The sequence below is a fragment of the Nonomuraea composti genome, assembly GCF_012034275.1.
GTDB lineage: Bacteria > Actinomycetota > Actinomycetes > Streptosporangiales > Streptosporangiaceae > Nonomuraea > Nonomuraea composti.
This window is the reverse complement of sequence record NZ_JAATEP010000001.1, coordinates 321,423-343,438: the sequence shown is the minus strand read 5'-3', so window position 1 is coordinate 343,438 and position 22,016 is coordinate 321,423. Positions and strand designations below refer to the sequence as shown.

The following is a 22,016-nucleotide window of genomic DNA, read 5'->3' as shown; positions in this document are numbered from 1 at the left end:
CGTCGGTGACGGGGAGACACGTGGTCTCGGTTGAGACGCTCATGCTACGGGTGAGCACCGGCCGCCGGTGGGCGTACCGCCATGCCATTACCCAGCCACTACGCGGGGAGAGCCCCGACGCGGCCGCCCGCAGGCTGGCCGGCGTCACGGCCGGCGACCCCGGCGTCGTGGTGCACTCCACGAGCTGGCGGCACGAGCCGGACGGGAGGATCGTGCTGACGTACGCGATCTGCCCCGACCCCGAGCCCTGGCGGGCCGCCGTCGAGGTGCCGGTGCTGGAGATCGCCCGGGGCCAGGCTCCGGCGACGCCGTCACCCGAGCGGATCGCCCTGGCCAACGTGGTCGCGCACGCGGTCAGGCACCTGGCGTTCCTGATGGCCGAGGACCCGGTCGTGTCGGGTGTGCTGGCCCGCCACCCGCTGGTCGCCGCCGCCCTGGAGCCCGCGACGGCATCGGCGTGACACGCGCCGGCCCAGCGCTTGCATGGGCCGCTCGACGTAGCGGTAGGTCAGCGCGCTGACGCCGACGACGGCGGCCACGGCCAGCGCCGCCATGCCGAGCTGGACCGGCAGGTCGGCCCGCCGCAGGTCGCCTGAGAGCTGCACGAAGTACTTCAGCAGCGGGTGGTGCACCAGGTAGAGCGAGTAGCTGATCAGCCCGAACCACACCAGCGCCCGGGGCAGCCGCCGCCCGCGCAGCGCCATCCCGCCCGCGAACGTGGCCGCCGCCAGCGCGATCGTGGTGATCCACACGTCGGCCTCCACCCACCACCAGCCGCTCTCGATGGCCCACAGGGGCGCGATCGCGACCAGCGCCGCCGTCACCGCGACCGGCCACAGGCCGCCGGTGCCGCGCTCCCACCGGTGGATCGCCGTGCCCGCGAACATCACCGCCAGCACCGCCACCCCCAGCCACGGCACCCGGCTGCTCAGCACCAGCAGGGTCACCGCCATGAGGCCGAGCACGCAGGCCGCGACCGTGCGGAGCCGGCCCAGCAGCACCCCGGCCAGCCCGACGACGAACACCGCGCACGACACGTACGCCGGCCAGCCGCCCTTGACCACCGCGCCCGACGCCACCAGCCCCACCACCACGGCGCCGGCCGCGAACGCCATCGACAGCAGCCCGCTGCGGCCGTGCCCGCGCGTCAGGAACAGCGCCGTGACCAGCAGGTAGAACACCATCTCGTACGACAGCGTCCACATGGTGTCGGCGACGCCGCCGACGCTGACGACGTCGAGCAGCATGGTCGCGTGCGCCGCCACCGCGCTGCCGTCGCGCGGCACCTCCCCGCGCACCGGCACCCACCAGGCCAGGGCCAGGACGAGGGCGATGACGCCGAGGTAGAGGGGGTAGAGGCGGAAGAAGCGGCTGATCCAGAACGCTCTGACGTCGCCGTGCCGCTCCAGGGACGTCGGGATGATGTAGCCGCTGACCAGGAAGAAGACGAGGATGCCGTAGACGCCCAGGCTGAACCAGTAGGGCCGCAGGGCGGGCAGGAACCACGGCAGGAGGTGCTCGGCCACGACGGCGAGCGCGCCGATGCCGCGCAGGGCGTCCAGCCAGGCGAGCCGCGCGGCGGGCGCGGCGGAGGGGGCGGCGGCGGGAAGGGCGGCTGCGGACACTCGCCTCAACTTACCCTTTCCGGCCGTGGTGATGCCTCCGTGAAAGGGGTCAGGGGGTGCGGTGGGCGGTGAGGGTGGCGTGGTGGTCGGCGCCGTCCGGGCCGTCCGGGTCGGTGTGGACGGTGGCGGCGCGCAGGCGGGGCAGGTCGTGGATGAGGCGGTGCTCGGCCTCGACGGCGACCTTGTGAGCCGCCACGACGGACATGTCGTGATCGACGAGGATCTCCACCTCGGCGTGCAGCGTGTGCCCGATCCACCGCAGCCGTACGGACCCCACCCGCCGCACCCCCTCCACCGTGGCCAGGATGCGCTCGGCGTCGTCCACGAGGCCGGGGTCCACGGCGTCCATGAGGCGGTGGTAGATCTCGCGGGCCGCGTCGCGCAGCACGAAGCAGATGGCCACCGTGATCAGCAGCCCGACGATGGGGTCGGCCTGGGGGAAGCCGAGGGCGGCGCCGCCCGCGCCGAGGAGCACGGCCAGCGAGGTGAAGCCGTCCGTCCTGGCATGCAGGCCGTCGGCGACGAGCGCGGCCGAGCCGATCTCCTTGCCCACCTTGATCCGGTAGCGGGCCACCCACTCGTTCCCGGCGAACCCGACTACCGCCGCCGCGGCCACCCACCCGACGGCCCGCATCTCCTGGGGGTCGAGCAGCCGCTGGACGGCCTCGTACCCGGCCAGGGCGGCCGAGGCGGTGATGAGCAGCACGATGACGATGCCGGCCAGGTCCTCGGCGCGGCCGTACCCGTAGGTGAAGCGGCGGGTGGCGGCGCGGCGGCCGAGCGAGAACGCGATGGCCAGCGGCACGGCGGTGAGGGCGTCGGCGAGGTTGTGCAGCGTGTCGCCGAGCAGCGCGACGGAGCCCGAGGCGACGACGATGACGGCCTGGACGGCGGCGGTGACCATGAGGGCGGCGAAGGAGATGGCCAGCACGCGCATGCCCCGGCTGCTGGCCTCCAGCGCGCTGTCCGTCTTGTCGTTGGTGTCGTGGCTGTGGGGCTTGACGGCGTGCGTGATCCGGCCCAGCGCCGCCTTGATCCCGTGCGCGGGCCGGTGGTCACCGTGCCCGTGCCCGTGCCCGTGCCCGTGACCGTGGCCGTGGCTGTGGGAAGGGGTCGAAGCGGGATCTCGCTGGTCAGACATGGCATCCCTCACTTGCGCACTATGTCCCTTTTGGCCAGGATATGTAGTCATGTACGCACGCGACAACACCTCCGGCGCCCCAGAGCCCACCCCGGCGCAGGTGAACGCGGCGGTGGACGCCTTCCGCATGCTGAGCGACGGCACCCGCCTGCGACTCATGTGGCTGCTGTCGTCGGAGGAGCGCGATGTGAACTCACTTGCCGAGGCGATCGGCGTGCCCCGCCCGTCGGTCTCCCAGCACCTCGCCAAGCTCAGGCTGGCCGGTCTGGTGGAAGCCCGCAGGCAGGGCCGCCGCGTGCTCTACCGCGCCCGCGACGCGCACGTGCGGGCGCTGATCGCCGAGGCGCTGTTCCACGCCGACCACGAGGTCTCGGGCCTGCCCCGCCACGACTGAACGGAGGGCCTACCAGCCCACCTTGCCCTTGCCGGAGACGAGCGCGCGGGCGATGACCATGCGCTGCACGTCGTTGGTCCCCTCCCCGATCGCCATCAGCGGCGCGTCGCGGTAGAGCCGCTCGACCACGTACTCCTGCGAGTACCCGTACCCGCCGTGGATGCGCATCGACTCCAGCGTGGCCTTGAGCGCGACCTCGGAGGCGAAGTACTTGGCCATGCCCGCCTCCATGTCCACCCGCCGGCCGCCGTCGGCCTGGGAGGCGGCCCAGTACGTGAGCAGCCGGGCGGCCTGGATCTCGGTGGCCATGTCGGCGAGCTTGAGCTGGATGGCCTGGAAGTCGGCGATGGGCTGCCCGAACGCGGTGCGCTCGCGGGCGTAGCCGAGCGCGGCGTCGTAGGCGGCCTGGGCGACGCCGACGGCGCGGGCGGCGATGTTGACCCGGCCCAGCTCCAGCCCGCCGAGCACCTGCTGCATGCCGCGCCCCTCGACGCCGCCGAGCAGGGCGGAGACGGGCACGCGGACCTCGTCGAGGACGACCTCGCAGGTCTCGGTGCCCTTGTAGCCGAGCTTGGGCAGGTCGCGGCTGACGCTGAAGCCGGGCGTGGCCGGGTCCACCAGCAGCACCGACATGCCCTGGTGGGCGGGCTCGGCGATCGAGGTCTTGACGAGCACGGGCAGCGGGTCGGCGTGGCGGGCGTTGGTGATCCACGTCTTGGTGCCGGTGACGACGTAGTGGTCGCCGTCGCGTACGGCGCGGGTCTGGATGCCCTGGAGGTCGGTGCCGGCCCCTGGCTCGGTGAGCGCGATCGCGGTACGGCGGGTGCCGGAGGCGAGGTCGGGCAGGTGGCGCCGCTTCTGCTCCTCGGTGCCGTGGCGGGCGATCATCCAGCAGGCCAGGGAGTGGGAGCCGATGGTGCCGGCCACGCCCATCCAGCCGCGCGCGATCTCCTCGAAGACCAGCGCGAACGACACCATGTCGGCCGCCATGCCGCCGTACGCCTCGGGCACGGACAGCCCGAACAGTCCCATCTGCTTCATCTTGTCGACGATCTCGGCGGGGTAGCGCCCGGAGTGCTCCCACTCGGTCGCGACCGGCACGATCTCCTTGTCCACGAACGCGCGCAGGGTCTCGCGGAACGCCTTCTGCTCGTCGGTCAGCTCGAAGTCCATGTGCCGCCTCGATTCTTCAGAGCGGGCCGGTCTTGGCCTGGGGGAAGTAACCCTTGTCGTGCGGGGCGTCGCGCCGGTAGACCATGACGGTCCGCGTCCAGGACATGATCTCGTCGCCGTCCTGGTTGAGCCCGCGGGTGAAGCAGGTGACGATGCCGGCGTACGGACGGGACTTCGACTCCCGTTTCGCGGTCACCTTCGACTCGGCGTACAGCGTGTCGCCGACGAAGACGGGGTGGGTGAGCTTGATCTCCTCCCAGCCCAGGTTGACGATCGCGGTCTGGCTGACGTCGATGACGGACAGGCCGAGCACGATGGCGACGCTGAGCCCGGAGTTGACGATGATCTTGCCGGTGGGCGACTTGGCGGCCAGGTGGGCGTTGAAGTGGTTCTGGTTCGTGTTCATGGTCAGGAGCGTGAACCAGGTGTTGTCCGCCTCGCTGATCGTGCGGCCCATGGGGTGCTGGTAGACGTCGCCGACCGTGAAGTCCTCGTAGTAGCGGCCGATGGCGGGCTCGTGCACGGTCACGTGCTGCTCCTGTCGCTCGCGATCAGGAGGCCCACGTTAGTGACCAGATGATTGTTCGGTCAATCATCCGGTCAGGAGGCGCGCGCCGCCAGCTTCGAGACCACGTCCACGATGCGGGCGGCCCGCTCCACCTCGGCGCGGTGGAAGACCGGGCCCTCCGCCCGCGCCACGACCAGGTGCATTCCGGCCGCGAGCACGGGCAGCAGCATCAGCCGCACGTCCTCGGCCTCCACGCAGATGGCCCGTGGCGGCGGCTCCGGCAGCTCGAACTCGGCGGGCGCGGCCAGCGAGGCGTGCCGGACCGCGCCGTCGGCCACGGCCACCGACCACTCCGCGCCGCACAGCGCGGGCAGGGCGTCCACGAGGGTGGCGAAGCCCCTGGCGGGCTCGGCGGCCACGTGCATGAGCAGGTCGTAGTCGGGGGCGGAGCCGGGGACGTCCTTGGTGGCCCACACCCCCTCGACCCGTACGCCGGGCATGGCGGACAGCCGCTCACGCGCCTCGGCCGCGGTCACCGGGTGCGGCCATGAGACGGTGAAGTCGTCCACGGCCCTTCCGGCCTCGCGTTCGAGCACGGTGACTTGCAGGATGTCCGCTCCCAGCGCGCCCAGCGCCTTGGCGACCTGGCCGAGGCCGCCCGGCCGGTCGGGCAACGACACCCTCAGTCGCAGCAGCATGTCCGCCCCCTTTCCAGAGGCTCTCACAGTGCCGTGGAAAGGTTTCCAGCATGTTCCACGGATATGTCGTACATGCTGCGGTTATATCCCAAGATGCAGCGTTAAGTCCGGATTGTCGATAAAGGTTCAGGCGAACACGTCCTGCTGGTAGCGGCCCGCCGCCTCCAGCCCGGCCAGCCACGCCGCGCCGTCCTCCTTACCGCCCGTCCGGTCGCGGTGCATGTCGAGCAGCACCTGCCGGACGGCCGGCGCCATTCGCAGCCCGTCACCGCAGACGTACACGTGGGCGCCCTGCTCCAGCAGCTCCCACACCTCGTCCGCGTGCGCCGCGACCGCGTCCTGCACGAACCGGTACGGATGCCCCGGCACGGCCGAGTACGCCCGGTGCACCCGCACCCCGGCCGCCTCCCATGAGGCCAGCTCGCCCGCGTACAGCAGGTCGTGCTCGGGGTGGCGGCACCCGGTGAACACCTCGGCGCGCCCGCTCGCCCCGCGCAGCGCCCGCTCCTCCAGGAAGCCGCGCAGCGGCGCGAATCCGGTGCCGGGCCCGACGAGGATCACCGGCGTGGCCGGGTCGTCCGGCAGCCGGAATGGCGGCGCGGGCACCCGGACGTAGCCGTAGAAGACCTCGCCCTCCTTCAGCCCGGCCAGGTACGCCGAGCACATGCCCTGGTAGGTGCCGGTGCCGGACCAGGCGGGGCCCTCGACCAGGCCGACGGTGAGCCGGACGGTGCCGGGGTCGGCCAGCGGCGAGGAGGAGACGGAGTAGTAGCGCGGCTTGATCGGCCCGGCCATCTCCAGGAAGACCGGCAGCGGCAGCTCGATCGCGGGGAAGCGCTCCAGCAGCGCCAGTGGCGAGACGCGCTTGGCCAGGATCTCGTCGGCGTAGCTCGCGGTCAGCTCGGCGAGCTGGCCCTTGGTCCACGGGCAGGCGGTGTGCGCGGCCAGCGCCTCCAGGTCGGCGCGGGTGGCCACCTCCTGCAGCTCGGCGAACTCGGTCAGCAGCAGCCCGGCCGTGACCGGCGTGTCGACGGGCAGGTGGGTGGCGCCGGCCGCGCGCAGCCGGACGACCTGCTCGCGGGGGACGCGCAGGCAGCGCAGCGCCCACTCCACCAGCTCGGGGTCGTTCTTGGCGAAGACGGCCACGTGGTCGCCGGCCGAGTACGTCACGCCCTCGGGCAGCCTGGCGACGATGGAGCGCACGCCGGGGCGCGGCGCCTCGACGGAGAAGTCCCACAGCCCCTCGGGGTCGCCGGTCAGCTCCTCGTTGGAGATCACGGTCAGCGGGAAGGCCCGCTCGGACACCACGGCCGGCCGGATCTCGGCCTCGCTGAGCACCTCCATCTCGTAGCGGGGGCCGGCGGCGCCGGCGTCGGCGCTGTACTCCTCGGCCAGCGCCGCCCACAGGCGCGCCGTCCAGGCGGAGACGTCGCCGTCGAAGTCGCCGTCGGTGTCGGCCTCGCCCCGCTCGATGAGCGGGACGGCCCCCGCCGCCGTCAGCTTCTCGTACGCCCGTCGCGGGAAGTCCTGGTACGTGGGCCACTGCGTGTTCCCGCAGCCCAGCACGGCCAGCCGCACCCCGGACAGGTCGGGCAGCGTCTCCAGGGCGTCGAAGCGCTGGGCGTTGTCGGGCGCCTTGCCGTTGTAGGAGGAGGCGACCACGATGAGCAGGCCCTCGGCGGGCGGCGTGAGGTCGTCGAGCGTGGTGAGCGTGGTGGCGAAGCCGGCCCGCCCGGCCCGCTCGGCCAGCCGCTCGGCGATGTCGGAGCTGGTGCCGAGGTTGGAGCCGTAGGCGACGGTGAGCGGCACGCCGGTGACCGCGATGTCCTGCTGCTCGCTCTCCTGCTCGGGCAGCGCGGCCACGACGGCCCGCTCGTGGGCGCGCCGCTCGCGCACCCGCAGCGTGAACCCGTCCGGCTTGAGCGTGAGCGTCTGCTTGATCTTCATCCGGTAGACGTTCGGGTCGGACAGGGCGAAGCGCCGCAGGATCAGCGCGAGCGCCAGCCGGGCCTCGGTGAGCGCGAACTGGCGGCCGATGCAGGCCCGCTCGCCGTTGCCGAACGGCTTGTAGGCGGCGGGGTGGTGCCCCTTCTTGTTCTCCGGCAGCCAGCGGTCGATGTCGAACTCGTCCGGCCGCTCCCATGCCTTGGGGCTGCGGTGCAGCGACGGCAGCAGCACGGCGACGCCCTGGCCCTTGGGGATGAGGTAGGAGCCGCCGAGCATGGTGTCGCGCTCGGCGGTGACGCTGAAGGCGGGGATGGGCGACCAGATGCGCAGCGTCTCCTCCAGGATGCGGGGGATGACGTCCAGCTTCATGATCGTCTCGTAGGTGGGCGGCTCGTCGCCGGGCAGCAGCCGGTCCACCTCGTCGTAGGCGCGGGCCAGCACGTGCGGCTCGCGCAGCAGGTTGTACAGGGCGAAGGACAGCAGGCCGCTGGTGGTCTCGTGCCCGGCGATGAGGAAGGTGAGCACCTGGTTGCGGATGTTCTCATCCGACAGGCGGGCGCCGGTCTGCGGGTCGGACGCCTCCAGCATGAGCCCGAGCAGGTCCTTGGTGCCCCCGCCGCCGTCGGCGCGGCGCTGCTTGATCACCTCGTCGACGAGCGCCTGCATGGTGGCGACGTCGCGCCGGTAGCTCTCCTCGTTCTTCTTCTTGAGCTTGGTGACGAACGGGAGCTGCTGGTTGCGGTGCATGGCCTCGGTCAGCGCACCGCCCATCGCCTGGAGGAACGGGTGCAGCTCGGGCGAGTCGAAGGAGTTGAACCGGTAGCCGAAGCCGGTCAGCGAGATCGTGTCGAGGGTCAGCCTGGTCATGTCGTCGGCGACGGGCAGGTCCTCCCCCTGGCGGGCCGTCCACGACGCGACGAGCTGCTCGGCGACCTCCAGGAACTGCGGGTAGTACGCCTTCATCGAGCGCTGGCTGAAGGCCGGCATCAGGATGCGGTGGGCGTGCCCCCACACGGGCTCGTCGGGGTCGGCGGTGAACAGGCCGTCGCCGCCGAAGTCGCGCACGATCGACAGCGGAGGCTTGATCCGCTTGACGAAGCGGCTCTCGTCGCACACCTCAGCCACCAGGTCGGGGTCGTAGACGAGGATGACCCGCCGGCCGGCGATCTCGAGCTGGAAGATGCCCTCGTCGTAGCCGGAGGCGACCTTCACGAAGTGCTCGATCGGCGCCTGCGCGGGGATCTGCAGCGTGTTGCCCAGAATCGGCAGGCCCTGTGGGGCGGGGATCCGAGCCATGAGTGCTCCCTTCCATAGCCATACACCGTATGGCTGACGCTACCATACGGTGTATGGCCGTGAGCGCGCGCAGGGGTGCACCCCTGACTCTCGAGGAGATCAGCACCACCGCCCTGCGCCTGATGGACGAGGGCGGGGTGGCGGGCCTGTCCATGCGCAAGCTCGCGGCCGAGCTCGACGTCAACCCGATGTCGCTGTATCACCACGTGGACAACAAGGAAGCGCTGATCCGGGTGATCTGCTCGACGGCCGCGCAACGCATGGAGCTGCCGCCCGACGACGGCTCACCGTGGCAGGACCAGCTCCGGGCGCTGGCCGTCGCCTACCACCGCAACGCGATGGAGCACCCGGCGATGTGGAGCCACCTGCACGACCACCCCGAGATCATCCAGGACCGCGACCTGGTCATCTGGCGCACGCTCTACCGCATCCTGCGCCTGGCCGGGGTGCCGGAGCCGGAGCTGCGGCGCACGAGCGACGTGCTGCACGCGTTCGTCATGGGCTTCGTCATCGCCGAGACGAAGGGTCACCTGCCCGACGATCCGGAGGAGGTGGAGCGCGGCTTCGACACCGCCATCCGGCTCATCACGCGAGGCGTGGAAGGGCTGACCGGGGTCAGCCCGCGGCCTCCCACACCGCCTCGAACATCTCAGGGGTGATCTCGGTCAGCTCCCAGACCTCCAGCGGCTGGTCGGTCAGGAAGCCGTACTCGTCCTGGAGGTGCCGCCACCAGTAGCGGCGGGCGCCCCGGTCCGTCCCCACCTCGACCTGCCGGATCGCCCACTGCTCGCCGTTGTCGCCCTCGACGCTCTCGAACAGCCAGGCGCGGCCGTCCTCGTCGCCGAGGTGCCAGTAGTGGCGGGGGGCGTCGGACTCGGCGAGCTGCCGCACCAGCGGCTGGCGGAGATCAGGAACCACAGCGCTACTCTAGCCAGCCGCTCAGTGCTGGTAGGCGCCCGAGTCGGGCGAGCCGGCCACGGCCTTGCCCTTGATGTCCTTGCCGAACGCCTTGCCGCCGTACCACTTCGGCGTGAGCGCCACGCCGCGCCCCAACGCCGGAGAGCCCGGCAGCAGGCGCAGGTCGGTGCGGGAGCGGAACTTGGGGTCGGCCACGACCGACTTCGGGCCCAGCTTGAACTTGTCGGTGCGCCCCTGGTAGACGCCGCCGTCCTCGTCGGCGCCGGTGCCGTCCTCCCAGCCGGCCTCGCCGCCGACCGCGATGACGTTGTTGCGCAGCTTGAGTATCGACGGGGAGCAGCCGTCGTGGCAGGACCAGCCGATGGTGTCCTTGGCCGGCAGGTAGACGGAGTTGTGCACCGCGATCGTGCCCTTGACCGGCCCGACGATGTGGCGGGGGCCGCGGGTGATGAGGAAGGAGCCGCGGCCGCGCGAGGAGGTGACGACGTTGAAGGCGAAGACGTTGCCGCTGGCCGTCTTGCCCTTCTGCGCGCCGAGCTCGGTGAACGTCTCGTTGTTCCTGGAGATGTTGCGGGTGATCCGGTTGCGGTCGCCGTTGAAGATCTCGACGGCCGCCCCGTCGGTGCCGTAGTCGGCGCTCCTCGCGAAGCTGCCGGTGATGGTGTTGCCGGTCACGATGTTGTCGTCGCCGTTGAGCAGCACGCCGAACGCGCCGGAGTCGTTGTCACCGCCCTCGTCGTTGACGCTCATGCGGTTGTTGTCGGTCAGGACGCTGTCGCGGATGACGTTGCGGGAGCCGGTGGGCGTGACCAGGACGCCGGCGATGTTGTGGTCGGCCTCGACGCCGCTCAGCACGTTGGAGTCGCCGCCGAGCTCGAAGCCCGCCCAGCGGCAGTTGGAGGCACGCAGGCCGCTGATGCGCCAGTGACTGCCGTTGACGACCACGCAGTCGTCGTCGGCGCCGCTGATCCTGGCCAGGGCGCCGCTGCCGTACGAGGTGATCGTGATGGGCCGGGCGGCGGTGCCGCTGGTCTCCAGCTTGAGCGGCCCGGCGAAGCTGCCGCCACGCTTGAAGGCGACGGTGTCGCCGGGCTTGAGCTCGGCGGCGGCCAGCTTCTCCAGCGACTTCCAGGCGGTGCCGGCGCTGGTGCCGGCCGCGCCGTCGTCGCCGCCCCGGGAGTCGACGTAATAAGTGGTGCCCGCGCTCGCCTGAGCGGTGGCCGCGACGGAGACGGCGGGAAGGAGCGAGGCCAGGACGGCTACGGACAGCAACCTCATGCGCGCACACCACTATCTAGTTGGGTCGGGAGAGTCAGCAGAGGACACCGTAGCGTGATCAGCGCGTGAGGCGCCACATGCGCAGCGAAGGTCCTTCCCCCGGGATCACGTCGCCGTCCTCCGCGTTGTAAAGCCCCGTGGCGTGCGTACCGAGAGTGAGCGGCGCGCCGGGCGCGCGCCGCACCGCCACGACGATCGACTCCTCGTACGTCTCTCGCGCGAACACCAGGCAGTCGGCGTCGGCGTGCAGCCAGCGCAGGCCGCCGTGGCGCAGGGCGGGCTCGGCCCGGCGCAGCCCGAGCAGCTCCCGGTAGCCGGCCAGGGTTTCCAGGTCCTGGTCGGCGGGCCGGTCCCACGGCATCGGGGTGCGGGAGTGCTCGCCGTTCACGCCGGTCAGGCCGTACTCGCTGCCGGCGAACACCATGGGGGTGCCGGGCAGCGTGGCCTGCAGCCCGACGGCGAGGAGCTGGCGCTCGCGCGAGCCCGTCACGGTGCGCACGCGGGGCGTGTCGTGGGAGTCGAGGAGCTGCCAGGAGTGCACGAGCGAGCGCCACGACATCTGCGAGGCGAACGAGCGGTAGGCGGCCAGCATGGCGGTGCCGTCGCGCAGCGGCACGCCGCCCGGCACGCCGAGGAAGGTCTCCAGGTCGCAGCCGGGGCCGCGCAGCCATGTCCAGACGGGGCGGGTGAAGCCGCCGTAGTTCATGGTGCCCTGCCAGCCGTCGCGGTCGAGGTCGCCGGTGGCGTCGTGGTTGTGCTCGGCGATGAAGGCGGCTTCGGGGCCGAGCTCGGCGCGCAGCAGGGCGGCGACCTCGTGCGCGTAGTCGTCGGCGGCGCGCCTGCCGGTCATGTTGGCCACGTCCACGCGCCAGCCGTCGAACGGGCCGAGCCACTTCTTCAGCACCGCCGTCATGCCGGCGCGGACCCGCTCGCTGCCCCAGTTGAGCTTGGGCAGCGTCTTGAACCCCCACCACGACTCGTAGTCGCCCGTCACCGGGTCGAAGTAGAACATCTCGCGCTCCGGCGCGTGCACGTCGGAGACGGCCGCGGTGAACCACTCGTGCGTGTCGCCGGTGTGGTTGGTGGTGATGTCGCCGAGCAGCCGCATGCCGCGCGCGTGCAGCGCGCCGGACAAGCGGTGCAGCGCCTCGTCGCCGCCGAGCAGCGGGTCCACGTGCTCGAACGTGGAGGCGTTGTAGCGGTGGTTGGAGCGGGCCGGGAAGATCGGCGTCAGGTAGACGGTGTCGGCGCCGAGGCTCTGGATGTGGTCGATGCGCCGGATGACGCCGTCGAGGTCGCCGCCGTAGAACTGCTGGGAGGTGCCGGGGCCGCTCGGGATGACCGGGTCGCGGTCCCAGTCGCGGGGCAGCGCCCAGTCGGGCACGTCCCGCATGGGGCGGGAGCGGTCGAAGCGGTCGGGGAAGATCTGGTAGACGATCGCGTCCGACAGCCACTCCGGCGGCGCCTGGTGGCAGACGAGGCGGAAGTCGCCGGCGTCGGTGAGGTCGTGCGCGGCGAGCCCGGCCGCGCTCAGCCAGCGCTGGCCGCCGGTGGTGTGCAGCAGGAAGCGGTACGGGGTGACGGGGTTGACCGCGGTGATCTCGGCCCGCCACCAGACGTCGGTGCCGCCGTACCCGCTCGCCCGCCGGCCCCGGTCGACCGCGGCCTCGACGTAACGCGGCTCGCCGTCGTGCACGGCGCGCACGTGCACGGCCGTGACGCCGGCCGCCAGCGGCGCGCGCAGCCAGAGCGTGACCCGCGAGCCGAGCTCCGGCCGCTGGTCGGAGACGTACAGAGCCGAGCCGTCGTGGTGCGGCTCCCCCAGAAATCGCAGCACTGTGCCTCTCCCTACTGTGCCTATCCCTTGACTGCTCCGGCGGTCAGGCCGGAGACGATGTACTTCTGCAACCAGAGGAACACACCGACCGTAGGAACGGCGGTAATGAGCGTGCCGGCGGCGAACATGCCGAAGTTCGCGTTGCGGTGGTCGCCGGCGATCATGCCGAACATGCCGACGGCGAGGGTCTTGCTCTCCGGGTCGCGCAGGAACACGTTGGCCATGAGGAACTCGCTCATGGTGCCGATGAACGCCAGCAGCGCGGTGACCGCGAGGATCGGCGTGACCAGCGGCATGATGACCCGCCAGAAGATCTGGGCGTGCGTGGCGCCGTCCACGGTGGCGGCCTCGTCCAGCTCCTTGGGCACGGTGTCGAGGAAGCCCTTCATCAGCCAGGTGTTCACGCCGAGCGCGCCGCCGAGGTAGAGCAGCAGCAGGCCCCACACGGTGTTGAAGCCGAACGCCGGGTACAGCTCGGTCACCTCCGTGAAGATCATGAAGATCGTCACGATGGCCAGGAACTGCGGGAACATCTGGATGAGCAACAGCGCCATCATGCCGACGCGGCGGCCGGCGAAGCGCATGCGGCTGAAGGCGTACGCGGCGAACATCGACAGCAGCAGGCTCGCGAACGACGACACCAGCGCGATGAACACCGAGTTGAAGAACCACCGGCCGAACGGGTAGGTGTCGGAGGTCAGCAGGTTGGCGAAGTTGTGCAGGCTCGCGCCCGTGGGCAGCAGGTCCGTGGAGGCCAGCGTGCCCATCGGGTTGATCGCGGCGGAGACCACGAACAGGATCGGGAACACCGCGAACGCGCATACGAGCAGCACGAAGACGTGCCGCAGCGTCATCCTCACGCCTGTCATCCTCACGCGTAGACCTCCTCCTGCTTGCGGGTGCGGCGGAACGCCACGGCCGAGATGACGGCCACGATGGCGAAGATGAACACCGAGATCGCCGCGGCGAAGCCGAACTGCGCGCCGCCCGCGCCGAAGGCCAGCCTGAAGGTGTAGGTGATGAGCAGGTCGGTGCCGCCCACCTGCGGGCTGTCGGCGGGGAACGGGCCGCCGTCGGTGGTCAGCGCGATGGCGTTGTAGTTGTTGAAGTTGAAGGCGAACGCCGAGATCAGCAGCGGCGTGAGCGCGACGAGCAGCAGCGGCAGCGTCACCCGGCGGAACGCCTTGAACGGCGTGGCCCCGTCGATCGAGGCGGCCTCGGTCAGCTCGCGCGGGATCGCCTGCAGCGCGCCGGTGGTGACGAGGAACATGTACGGGAAGCCGAGCCAGATGTTGACGAGGATCACGCCGAGCCGGGCGGTGCCGGTCTGGCCGAGCCAGTCGATCTCGGCGCCGAGCAGCTGGTTGATCAGGCCGAAGTCGCGGTTGAACAGGTCGCGCCAGACCAGCAGCATGGCGAAGGCGGGCATCGCGTACGGCAGGATCAGCACGATCCGGTAGACCTTGGTGCCGCGCATGCGCGGGTGGTGCAGCGCGAGCGCGACGCCCATGCCGAGGCCGAAGCAGCCGAGCACGGAGGCCAGGGCGAAGACGAGGTTCCAGCCGAGCACTCCGGCGAAGTATCCGGAGATGGTGGGGTTGGTCAGCACCCGGGCGAAGTTGTCCAGGCCGACGTTGACCTGCCAGCCCTGCGCCAGGTGCTCGCCCTTGGCGTTGACGAAGTAGCCCTGGCTCTCGTCGGCCGTCCAGGTGCCGCCGTCGCCGCGGACGCAGTCGCAGGCGGCGTCGTAACGCAGCGCGGCCTTGCCCTCGACGGCGCGGCTGAGCCCGTTGGCCTTGATCACGCCGTCGGCGGTCGGCACGGCCAGCGCCGTGATCTCCGGGCCGCGCGCGGCCGCCTCGGGCGCCTTGAGCACGGTCAGGCCGGGCGCGGACAGCACCTTGCCGGTGACGCCGACCTGCGCGCCGGCCAGCGGCATCAGCCCGTCGGCGGTGCCCAGGGAGACCCGCTTGGTCGCCGGGTCCACCAGCAGGAACACCAGCTCGTCGCCGCGCAGCGCGGCCGACAGCGCGTACTCGGGCGAGCCGGGCGCCTGCCGGACGGAGCCGGTCTCGATGGCGGTGATCGCGGCGGCCTTGTCGCCGCGGTGCCCGTCGCCGAAGTTGGTGAACGCGGTGGTCAGCGTGTAGACGACCGGGAACACCTGGAAGGCGACGAGGAAGACGGTGCCGGGGATCAGGTACTTCGCCGGGATGAAACGCCGGGTCAGGTAGAGGTAGGCGATGCCCGCGCTCACGGCGCACAGCAGCCCGAGCGCGACCCACGACCCGGTGGCGGCCAGCGGCGGCGCGGCGTAGAGCAGGATCGCGGCCGCCACGGCGAGCACCGCGATCCTGCTCACCACGAACGCCGTGGTGATCTCCCGGCGGGGCCGCTGCCGCGCGGGGGCGGGAGCGGCCTGGCGCACGTCGAGAGCCATGTCGTCAGTTCTTGAGCGAGCCGTCGATGGCCTTCTGCGCCGCCGCGGCGGCCTTGGCCGCGTCGCCGCCCTTGACGACGGCGTTCTCGGCGATGCCGAACGGCTCCCAGATGGCGGCCATCTCGGGGATGGCGGGCATCGGCAGGCCGTCCTTGCCGGCGTCGAGGAACTTGGCGGCGTCGGGGTCGCTCGCCTTGACCTCCTCCAGCGCGGCGGTCAGCGCCGGGGGCCGCGGGTCGGCGTCGTACAGCGCCTTGGCGACGTCCTTGTTCGTCACATAGTTGGCGACGAACTCCTGGGCGAGGGCCTCGTTCTTGCCCTTGGAGGCGACGAAGAAGCTCTGCACGCCGACGAACGGGGTGGCGGGCTTGCCGTCCTTGAAGGCGGGGACGGGGCTGATGTCGTACTTGACGCCGCCCTTCTTGACCTCGCTGATCGCCCACGGGCCGGAGACGAGGTAGGCGCACTTGCCGCCGGCGAAGTTGACGATGTAGTTCTCGTTGGTCAGCGAGGTGCGCAGCGCGCCGTCGCCCTTCTCGCCGAGCTCCTTGAGCTTGCCGAACGCCTTGACGGAGTCCGCCGAGCCGAGCAGCACCTGCTTGGGGTCGGGGTCGCCGGTGGCGGTGGTGCCGAACAGGGCGCCGCCGCCGGAGGCGAAGATCGGGTAGACGTGGAAGGCGTCGCCCTTCTGGCCGACGGGCAGGCAGAGCACCTCCTTGACCTTGCCGGCCGCCTTGAGCTCCTTGCCCTTGGCGATCATGTCCTCGATCGTGGCGGGCGCGTCGGGGGCGAGGCCGGTGTTGCGGATCAGGGCGATGTTCTCCAGCGCGTACGGGGCTCCGTAGATCTGGCCGTTGAACGTCACGGCCTGGATCGCCTTGTCGGAGAACGACGCCTTCTGCTCCTCGGTGAGCGTGACCGGGTCGATGGCGCCGTTCTGCACCAGGTTGCCGATCCAGTCGTGCGCGCCGATCATGATGTCCGGGCCGCTGCCCTGCTGGGAGGCGGTCAGGAAGGTCATCTGGTTGTCCTTGCTGATCTCCTTCACCTCGACGGTCACGCCGTTCTCGGTGCCGAACTGCTGGGCGAAGGGCTGCAGCGGCTTGACCCGCAGCGGGTCGGCCCAGATCACGAGCGTGCCGCCGCCCGCCGCCGGTGCCGAGGCGGACGCGCTCGGCTGCCCGCTCTGCTGCCCGGCCGCCGGGGCGGCCGACGGGGAGCTACCGCACGCTGTCGCGGCGAACGCCAGGGTCGCGAGTGTTGCCACACCCAGAGCCCGCATGCGCATGGATGACCTCCTGAGGTCACGGAGGAACGGCGGCGCCGCACGCGCCGCCGCCAGGGGAGAAAGCTCGAACGTTTCCGGGACGTTAGCGGCTCTTTGCAAGAATTGGAAGAACTTGCGAAAGAGCGTTACCTGATCCACATCGGCCACAGCCCGCCTGACCTCGCGACTGTGGGTCCGTATGCTGATGGCTGCGGGCCGCAAGTTTCCGCAACTTGCACTTGACCGCTCACTGGTGATCGCGACATCGTTGACCAGAACATCACCCGACATCTCGGGTCATCCGGGGGAAGGACAGCCATGCTCGGCAACGACGACTGGTGGCGTGACGCCGTCGTGTACCAGGTCTACCCGCGAAGCTTCGCCGACGCCGACGGCGACGGCATGGGCGACCTGGAAGGCGTGCGCCAGCGCCTGGGATACCTGTCCAGGCTCGGCGTGGACGCCATCTGGCTGAGCCCCTTCTACACCTCCCCCATGGCCGACGGCGGCTACGACGTGGCCGACTACCGGGACGTGGACCCCATGTTCGGCACGCTCGCCGACTTCGACGCGCTCGTCACCGACGCGCACGCGCTGGGCATCAGGGTCATCGTGGACCTGGTGCCGAACCACTCCTCCGACCAGCACCCCTGGTTCCGGGCCGGGCTGCGCGACCGCTACATCTTCCGCGACCGGCCCAACGACTGGGAGTCCATCTTCGGCGGGCCCGCCTGGACCCAGGTCGAGGACGGGCAGTGGTACCTGCACCTGTTCGCCCCCGAGCAGCCGGACCTCAACTGGGACAACCCCGAGGTGCGCGCCGAGTTCCGCGACATCCTGCGCTTCTGGCTCGACCGGGGCGTGGACGGCTTCCGCGTGGACGTCGCGCACGGCATGATCAAGGCCGAGGGGCTGCCGGACGTGGGCCAGAAGGACGGCCCGCAGGCGGAGATGCTCGGCGACGAGCAGGTGCCGTACTTCGACCAGGACGGCGTGCACGACATCTACCGCGAGTGGCGGCCGATCCTCGACTCCTACCCGGGCGGGCGCATGGCCGTGGCCGAGGCGTGGGTGTCCTCGCCCGAGCGGCTGGCCCGCTACGTGGGGCCGGACGAGCTGCACCAGGCGTTCAACTTCGAGTTCATGATGGCCGACTTCCACGCCAAGTCGTTCCGTACCGTCATCGAGAAGTCGCTGCGCGAGGCGGACCTGGTCGGCGCGCCCACCACCTGGGTGCTGTCCAACCACGACAAGCCGCGCCACGTCACCCGCCACGGCAGCCTGGCCCGCGCCCGCGCGGCCACCCTGCTCATGCTGGCGCTGCCCGGCTCGGCCTACCTCTACAACGGCGAGGAGCTCGGCCTGCCCGAGGTGCTCGACCTGCCTGACGAGCTGCGCCAGGACCCGGCGTTCCGGCGGCGCGGCGAGAGCCGCGACGGCTGCCGGGTGCCGCTGCCCTGGACGTCGAGCGGCGACCTCGGCTGGCGCGACCCGTGGCTGCCGATCCCGGCCGAGTGGGCGCGGCTGTCGGCCGAGGCGCAGGAGGACGACCCCGGCTCGACGCTGAACCTCTACCGAGCCGCGCTCAAGCTGCGCAAGCAGCACCCCGCGCTCGGCGGCGGCACGCTGGCCTGGCTCGACTCCCCCAAGGACGTGCTGGCCATCGAGCGCACCCCCGGGCTCGTCGTGGTGCTCAACACGGGCGAGCAGCCGGTGCGGCTCGACCTGGGCGGCGAGGTGCTGCTGTCCAGCGGCCCGCTGCCGGCCGACGGCACGATCCCGCCGGACACCACGGTGTGGCTCCAGCGCTGAGGTTGGGAAAACCTTTCCCGCTACGCGGCAATTGTCGGCGATCACTCTCGGTAGCCTCATGAGATGGCACCCTGGTGGGCCAGGTCCCTGCGCGGACGCGTCACCTTCATCGCGACGGCCGTAGCCGCCCTCGTGCTCATCCCCGTGGGCATCGCCGGCGTCCTCGTCACCAGGTCCGTGGTCACCGCGAGCGTCTTCAGCGAGACCCGGGACACCGCCGAGCGGATCGCCTACGAGATGCGCGGCGGCGCCCTGCCCATGGGCGCCGCCATCCCGGTGCCGCGCCCGTCGGTCGACCTGATCCAGGTCGTCGGCCCCGACGGGCGCATCCTGGCCTCCAGTGACGCCGCCAGGAACCTGCCGCCGCTGAGCGACGTGCGCCCGACCGCCAAGAACCGGGTCATCAGCACCACGAGCTGCCTGCCGACCGAGTGCGTGCACCTGACGGCGGTGCGGGTCAGCATGTTCGCCGACTCCCCCGTCGTCTACGCCGGCCGCAGCACGCCCGACGTGCTGGCCAGCCGGACCCTCGAAGTCATCGTCTTCGCCGAGGTCGCCCTGCTCGTCGCGCTGACCGCGTGGGCCACGTGGCTGGTCACCGGGCGGGCGCTGCGCCCGGTCGCGACCCTGCGGCACGAGCTGGACGCCGTGCACGCCGGCGACCTCAGCCACCGCGTCACCGAGCCGCCCGGCGACGACGAGGTGGCCCAGCTCGCCCGCTCCGTCAACGGCACCCTGGCCCGCCTGGAGCGCTCGGCCGAGCAGCAGCGCCAGTTCGCCTCCGATGCCTCCCACGAGCTGCGCACCCCGATCGCCGGGCTGCGCGCCCAGCTCGAGAGCGCCCAGCTCTACCCCGACGACACCGACATGGAGGCGCTGGTCAGCAGCGCGCTGCGCGACACCGACCGGCTGGAGGCCATCATCACCGACCTGCTGCTGCTGGCCAGGATCGGCTCGCGGGTGGACGTCGTCAAGGAGCCCGTGGACCTGGCCGAGCTGGTGCGCAACGAGCTGGCCGTACGCAGCGACAAGGTGCCCGTGCGGGTGGAGCTGGCCGGCGGCGTCGTGGTGGAGGGCGTCCGGCTGCAGCTGGCCAGGGTCCTGACGAACCTGCTGGACAACGCCCAGCGGCACGCCGAGCACACCGTACGGGTCACCGTCCGCGCGGAGGAGCCGGGCACGGCGGTGCTGGCGGTCGAGAACGACGGCATGGAGATCGCCGAGTGCGACCGCGAGCGCATCTTCGAGCGCTTCACCCGGCTCGACGCCGCCCGCAGCCGCGACGCGGGTGGCACCGGCCTGGGCCTGGCCATCGCGCGGGACGTCGCCATGGCGCACCGCGGCGAGATCCGCGTCGAGGACCGTCCGGGCGGCGCCCGGTTCGTGCTGCGGCTGCCCCTCGCGAATCGGTAGATTTCACCTGTCCCAGTCGTGGATCATGGACGGCATGACGGAACAGGCGCCGCAGGGCGTGAACCCGCACATCCCCAACGCGGCGCGGATGTACGACTACTTCCTGGGCGGCAAGGACAACTTCAAGGCCGACCGGGAGCTCGGCGACATGGTGCTCAGCGTGATGCCCGAAGTCCGCGACGGCACCCGGGAGAACCGCGCGCTGATCGGCCGTGTCGTGCGCTACCTGTGCGAGCAGGGCGTGACCCAGTTCCTCGACCTGGGCTCCGGCCTGCCGGCGCAGGAGAACGTGCACGAGGTGGCGCTGCGCCACGCCCCGGAGGCCCGCGTGGTGTACGTGGACAACGACCCGGTGGTGGCCACGCACGGCAGGGCGCTGCTGGCCGACCCGAACCGGGTGGCGATGGTGCTGGGCGACTGCCGCCGGCCGGAGGAGATCCTGTCCGACCCCGAGGTGCGCGGGCTGCTCGACTTCGACCGGCCGGTGGCCGTGCTCATGATGTTCGTCCTGCACTTCATCACCGAGCAGGACGAGCCGCAGCGCTTCGTGGCCGCCTACCGCGACGCGCTGGCGCCCGGCAGCTACCTGGCCATCTCGCACGTCACCAACGACGTGGCGACGGAGCGGGCCGAGCAGGTGTCGGAGTTCTACCGCAAGGCCAACGCGGACTTCACGCCGCGCTCCGGCGCCGAGATCGGCGCCTTCTTCGGCGACTTCGAGCTCATCCCGCCCGGCCTGGCCACGGGGCTGCCCGAGCACGCGATCTGGCCGTTCAACGACCCGCTCAACCCGGTCTTCGTGGACGAGGAGCTGGCGCGGATGGCGTACGCGGGGATCGGCCGCAAGCCCTGACCCGGGTGGCGGGCAGGCCCGGGGCCTGCCCGCCCTCGCCTCACGCCGGGGACAGCTCCTTGGCCGGCTCGCCCTGGCCGGTGTCGTCATCGTCGTCCAGCAGCGTGGCCTCGTCGAACGGCGCCTGCCCCGCCAGCACCAGCTCCGCCCGCTCCCGGTCGAACTCGCCGGTCCAGGTGCCGACGAGGACGGTGGCCACCGCGTTGCCCGCGAAGTTGGTCAGCGCCCGCGCCTCGGACATGAAGCGGTCGATGCCCACGATGAGGCCCACCCCGTCGACCAGCTCGGGCCGGTGCGCCTGCAGCCCGCCGGCGAGGGTGGCCAGGCCCGCGCCGGTGACGCCGGCCGCGCCCTTGGAGGCGACCATCATGAACAGCAGCAGCGCCACCTGCTCCCCGAACTCCAGCGGCGCCCCCGTGGCCGAGGCGATGAACAGCGTCGCCATGGTCAGGTAGATCGCGGTGCCGTCGAGGTTGAAGGAGTAGCCGGTCGGCACGGTGATGCCGGCCACGGTCTTGCTGACGCCCAGGTGCTCCATCTTCGCGATGAGGCGCGGCAGCGCGGTCTCCGACGACGACGTGGACAGGATGAGCAGGAACTCGCGTCCGAGGTACTTCAGCAGCGACCACAGGTTGATCCGGGCCACCAGCCACAGCACGGTGCCGAGCACCACGCCGACGAACAGCACGCACGTCACGTAGAAGGCGACCATGATGATGGCCAGGCTCTTGAGCGCCTCGATGCCGGTCGCGCCCACGACGGCCGCGATCGCCCCGAACGCGCCGACCGGCGCCGCCCACATGATCATGGCGAGGATGCGGAACACGAGCCGCTGGAAGTGCTCCACGCCCCGCAGGATCGGCGCGCCCTTCGGCCCCATGGCCTGCAGCGCGAACCCGGCGAGCAGCGCCACCAGCAGCGCCTGCAGCACCGAGCCGTCGGTGAGAGCCGAGACGACCGTCTCGGGGATGATGCCGAGCAGGAAGTCGACGGTGCTGGCGTCGGCGCCCTTGGCGGCCTCCGCCTCGGCGGCCTGCCGGGCCGTGTCGGTCAGGTGCAGCCCCGAGCCCGGGTCGATGACGTTGCCCACGACGAGGCCGATGACCAGGGCGACCGTGGACATCACGATGAAGTAGCCGAGGGCGAGCCCGCCGACCTTGCCGACCTGGGCGGCCTGCCGTACCGAGCCGATGCCGAGCACGATGGTGCAGAAGATGATCGGGCCGATCACCATCTTGATCAGCGCGACGAAGCCGGTGCCGAGGGGTTTGAGCGCCTGGCCCGCGTCCGGCCAGATGAAGCCGACCAGGATCCCGAGCAGGACCGCCACGATGACGGCCAGGTAGAGATAACGGGTGCGATCGCGCATAGGGGGGTTCTCCGCCGGTTTTCGATGGACCTTCTCGTCGTGCGACT

Annotated in this window: 18 protein-coding genes; 5 read left to right on the top strand and 13 right to left on the bottom strand. The window is 71.3% G+C overall.

The annotated features are described in order from the left end of the window. Positions 1-311 precede the first annotated feature (311 nt). Together HCN51_RS01540 and HCN51_RS01535 are read right to left on the bottom strand one after the other, a co-directional pair. Positions 312-1,625, bottom strand: a complete 1,314-nt coding sequence (locus HCN51_RS01540) for an acyltransferase family protein (RefSeq protein WP_168005900.1) — start codon at positions 1,623-1,625, stop codon at positions 312-314. Between the two features lie 49 nt (positions 1,626-1,674). Next, a complete protein-coding gene (locus HCN51_RS01535; protein ID WP_168005898.1) occupies positions 1,675-2,766 on the bottom strand; it encodes a cation diffusion facilitator family transporter in 1,092 nt (363 codons plus the stop codon). A 49-nt stretch (positions 2,767-2,815) separates the two neighbouring features. Here HCN51_RS01535 and HCN51_RS01530 point away from each other — a divergent pair, with 49 nt between their 5' ends. Then, positions 2,816-3,160, top strand: coding sequence for an ArsR/SmtB family transcription factor (locus tag HCN51_RS01530; RefSeq protein WP_080040669.1), 345 nt, complete (start codon positions 2,816-2,818; stop codon positions 3,158-3,160). 9 nt (positions 3,161-3,169) lie between these two features. Here the strand turns inward: HCN51_RS01530 and HCN51_RS01525 are convergent, their stop codons facing one another. The 4 genes from HCN51_RS01525 to HCN51_RS01510 all read right to left on the bottom strand — a co-directional run bounded on the left by HCN51_RS01525 (position 3,170) and on the right by HCN51_RS01510 (position 8,782). Continuing rightward, positions 3,170-4,333 carry an acyl-CoA dehydrogenase family protein gene (locus HCN51_RS01525; protein WP_168005896.1) on the bottom strand — a complete coding sequence of 388 codons (1,164 nt, stop codon included), beginning with the start codon at positions 4,331-4,333 and terminating at the stop codon, positions 3,170-3,172. Positions 4,334-4,349: 16 nt separating this feature from the next. Beyond that, complete coding sequence (locus HCN51_RS01520; RefSeq protein ID WP_168005894.1) at positions 4,350-4,862, bottom strand: MaoC/PaaZ C-terminal domain-containing protein; 513 nt, start codon at positions 4,860-4,862, stop codon at positions 4,350-4,352. Between the two features lie 71 nt (positions 4,863-4,933). Then, positions 4,934-5,539: an ACT domain-containing protein gene (locus tag HCN51_RS01515; RefSeq protein WP_080040672.1), complete on the bottom strand. Its 606-nt coding sequence runs from the start codon at positions 5,537-5,539 to the stop codon at positions 4,934-4,936. 126 nt (positions 5,540-5,665) lie between these two features. Next, positions 5,666-8,782: a bifunctional cytochrome P450/NADPH--P450 reductase gene (locus HCN51_RS01510; RefSeq protein WP_168005892.1), complete on the bottom strand. Its 3,117-nt coding sequence runs from the start codon at positions 8,780-8,782 to the stop codon at positions 5,666-5,668. Between the two features lie 53 nt (positions 8,783-8,835). On the opposite strand from HCN51_RS01510, the gene HCN51_RS01505 reads away from it, so the two are divergent. Continuing rightward, positions 8,836-9,441, top strand: coding sequence for a TetR/AcrR family transcriptional regulator (locus HCN51_RS01505; protein ID WP_168005882.1), 606 nt, complete (start codon positions 8,836-8,838; stop codon positions 9,439-9,441). Here HCN51_RS01505 and HCN51_RS01500 read toward each other — a convergent pair. From HCN51_RS01500 to HCN51_RS01475, 6 genes are read right to left on the bottom strand one after another with little or no spacing between them, the layout of a single operon-like run. Beyond that, positions 9,398-9,700 (bottom strand): hypothetical protein, encoded by a 303-nt coding sequence (locus HCN51_RS01500; RefSeq protein WP_168005880.1) that lies wholly within the window; start codon positions 9,698-9,700, stop codon positions 9,398-9,400. The genes HCN51_RS01505 and HCN51_RS01500 overlap by 44 nt on opposite strands. 21 nt (positions 9,701-9,721) lie before the next feature. After that, a complete protein-coding gene (locus tag HCN51_RS01495; protein WP_240972297.1) occupies positions 9,722-10,978 on the bottom strand; it encodes a right-handed parallel beta-helix repeat-containing protein in 1,257 nt (418 codons plus the stop codon). A 58-nt stretch (positions 10,979-11,036) separates the two neighbouring features. Then, the gene (locus tag HCN51_RS01490; protein ID WP_346433487.1) at positions 11,037-12,815 is read right to left on the bottom strand and encodes a glycoside hydrolase family 13 protein; all 1,779 of its coding nucleotides are present in this window, start codon (positions 12,813-12,815) and stop codon (positions 11,037-11,039) included. Positions 12,816-12,835: 20 nt separating this feature from the next. Further along, complete coding sequence (locus tag HCN51_RS01485) at positions 12,836-13,684, bottom strand: sugar ABC transporter permease (protein ID WP_206066390.1); 849 nt, start codon at positions 13,682-13,684, stop codon at positions 12,836-12,838. Between the two features lie 2 nt (positions 13,685-13,686). Further along, positions 13,687-15,255, bottom strand: a complete 1,569-nt coding sequence (locus HCN51_RS01480; protein ID WP_168005878.1) for an ABC transporter permease subunit — start codon at positions 15,253-15,255, stop codon at positions 13,687-13,689. A gap of 4 nt (positions 15,256-15,259) precedes the next feature. Next, positions 15,260-16,522, bottom strand: coding sequence for a sugar ABC transporter substrate-binding protein (locus tag HCN51_RS01475; protein ID WP_346433486.1), 1,263 nt, complete (start codon positions 16,520-16,522; stop codon positions 15,260-15,262). 318 nt (positions 16,523-16,840) lie between these two features. Between HCN51_RS01475 and HCN51_RS01470 the strand changes: the two genes are divergently transcribed. From HCN51_RS01470 to HCN51_RS01460, 3 genes are all read left to right on the top strand, one after another. Beyond that, complete coding sequence (locus HCN51_RS01470) at positions 16,841-18,334, top strand: glycoside hydrolase family 13 protein (RefSeq protein WP_168005874.1); 1,494 nt, start codon at positions 16,841-16,843, stop codon at positions 18,332-18,334. 63 nt (positions 18,335-18,397) lie between these two features. Next, on the top strand, positions 18,398-19,747 hold the full coding sequence (locus HCN51_RS01465) for a sensor histidine kinase (RefSeq protein ID WP_168005872.1): 1,350 nt from the start codon (positions 18,398-18,400) through the stop codon (positions 19,745-19,747). 34 nt (positions 19,748-19,781) lie between these two features. After that, complete coding sequence (locus HCN51_RS01460; RefSeq protein WP_168005870.1) at positions 19,782-20,600, top strand: SAM-dependent methyltransferase; 819 nt, start codon at positions 19,782-19,784, stop codon at positions 20,598-20,600. Between the two features lie 40 nt (positions 20,601-20,640). Here the strand turns inward: HCN51_RS01460 and HCN51_RS01455 are convergent, their stop codons facing one another. After that, complete coding sequence (locus HCN51_RS01455) at positions 20,641-21,969, bottom strand: cation:dicarboxylate symporter family transporter (RefSeq protein ID WP_168005868.1); 1,329 nt, start codon at positions 21,967-21,969, stop codon at positions 20,641-20,643. Positions 21,970-22,016 lie beyond the last annotated feature (47 nt).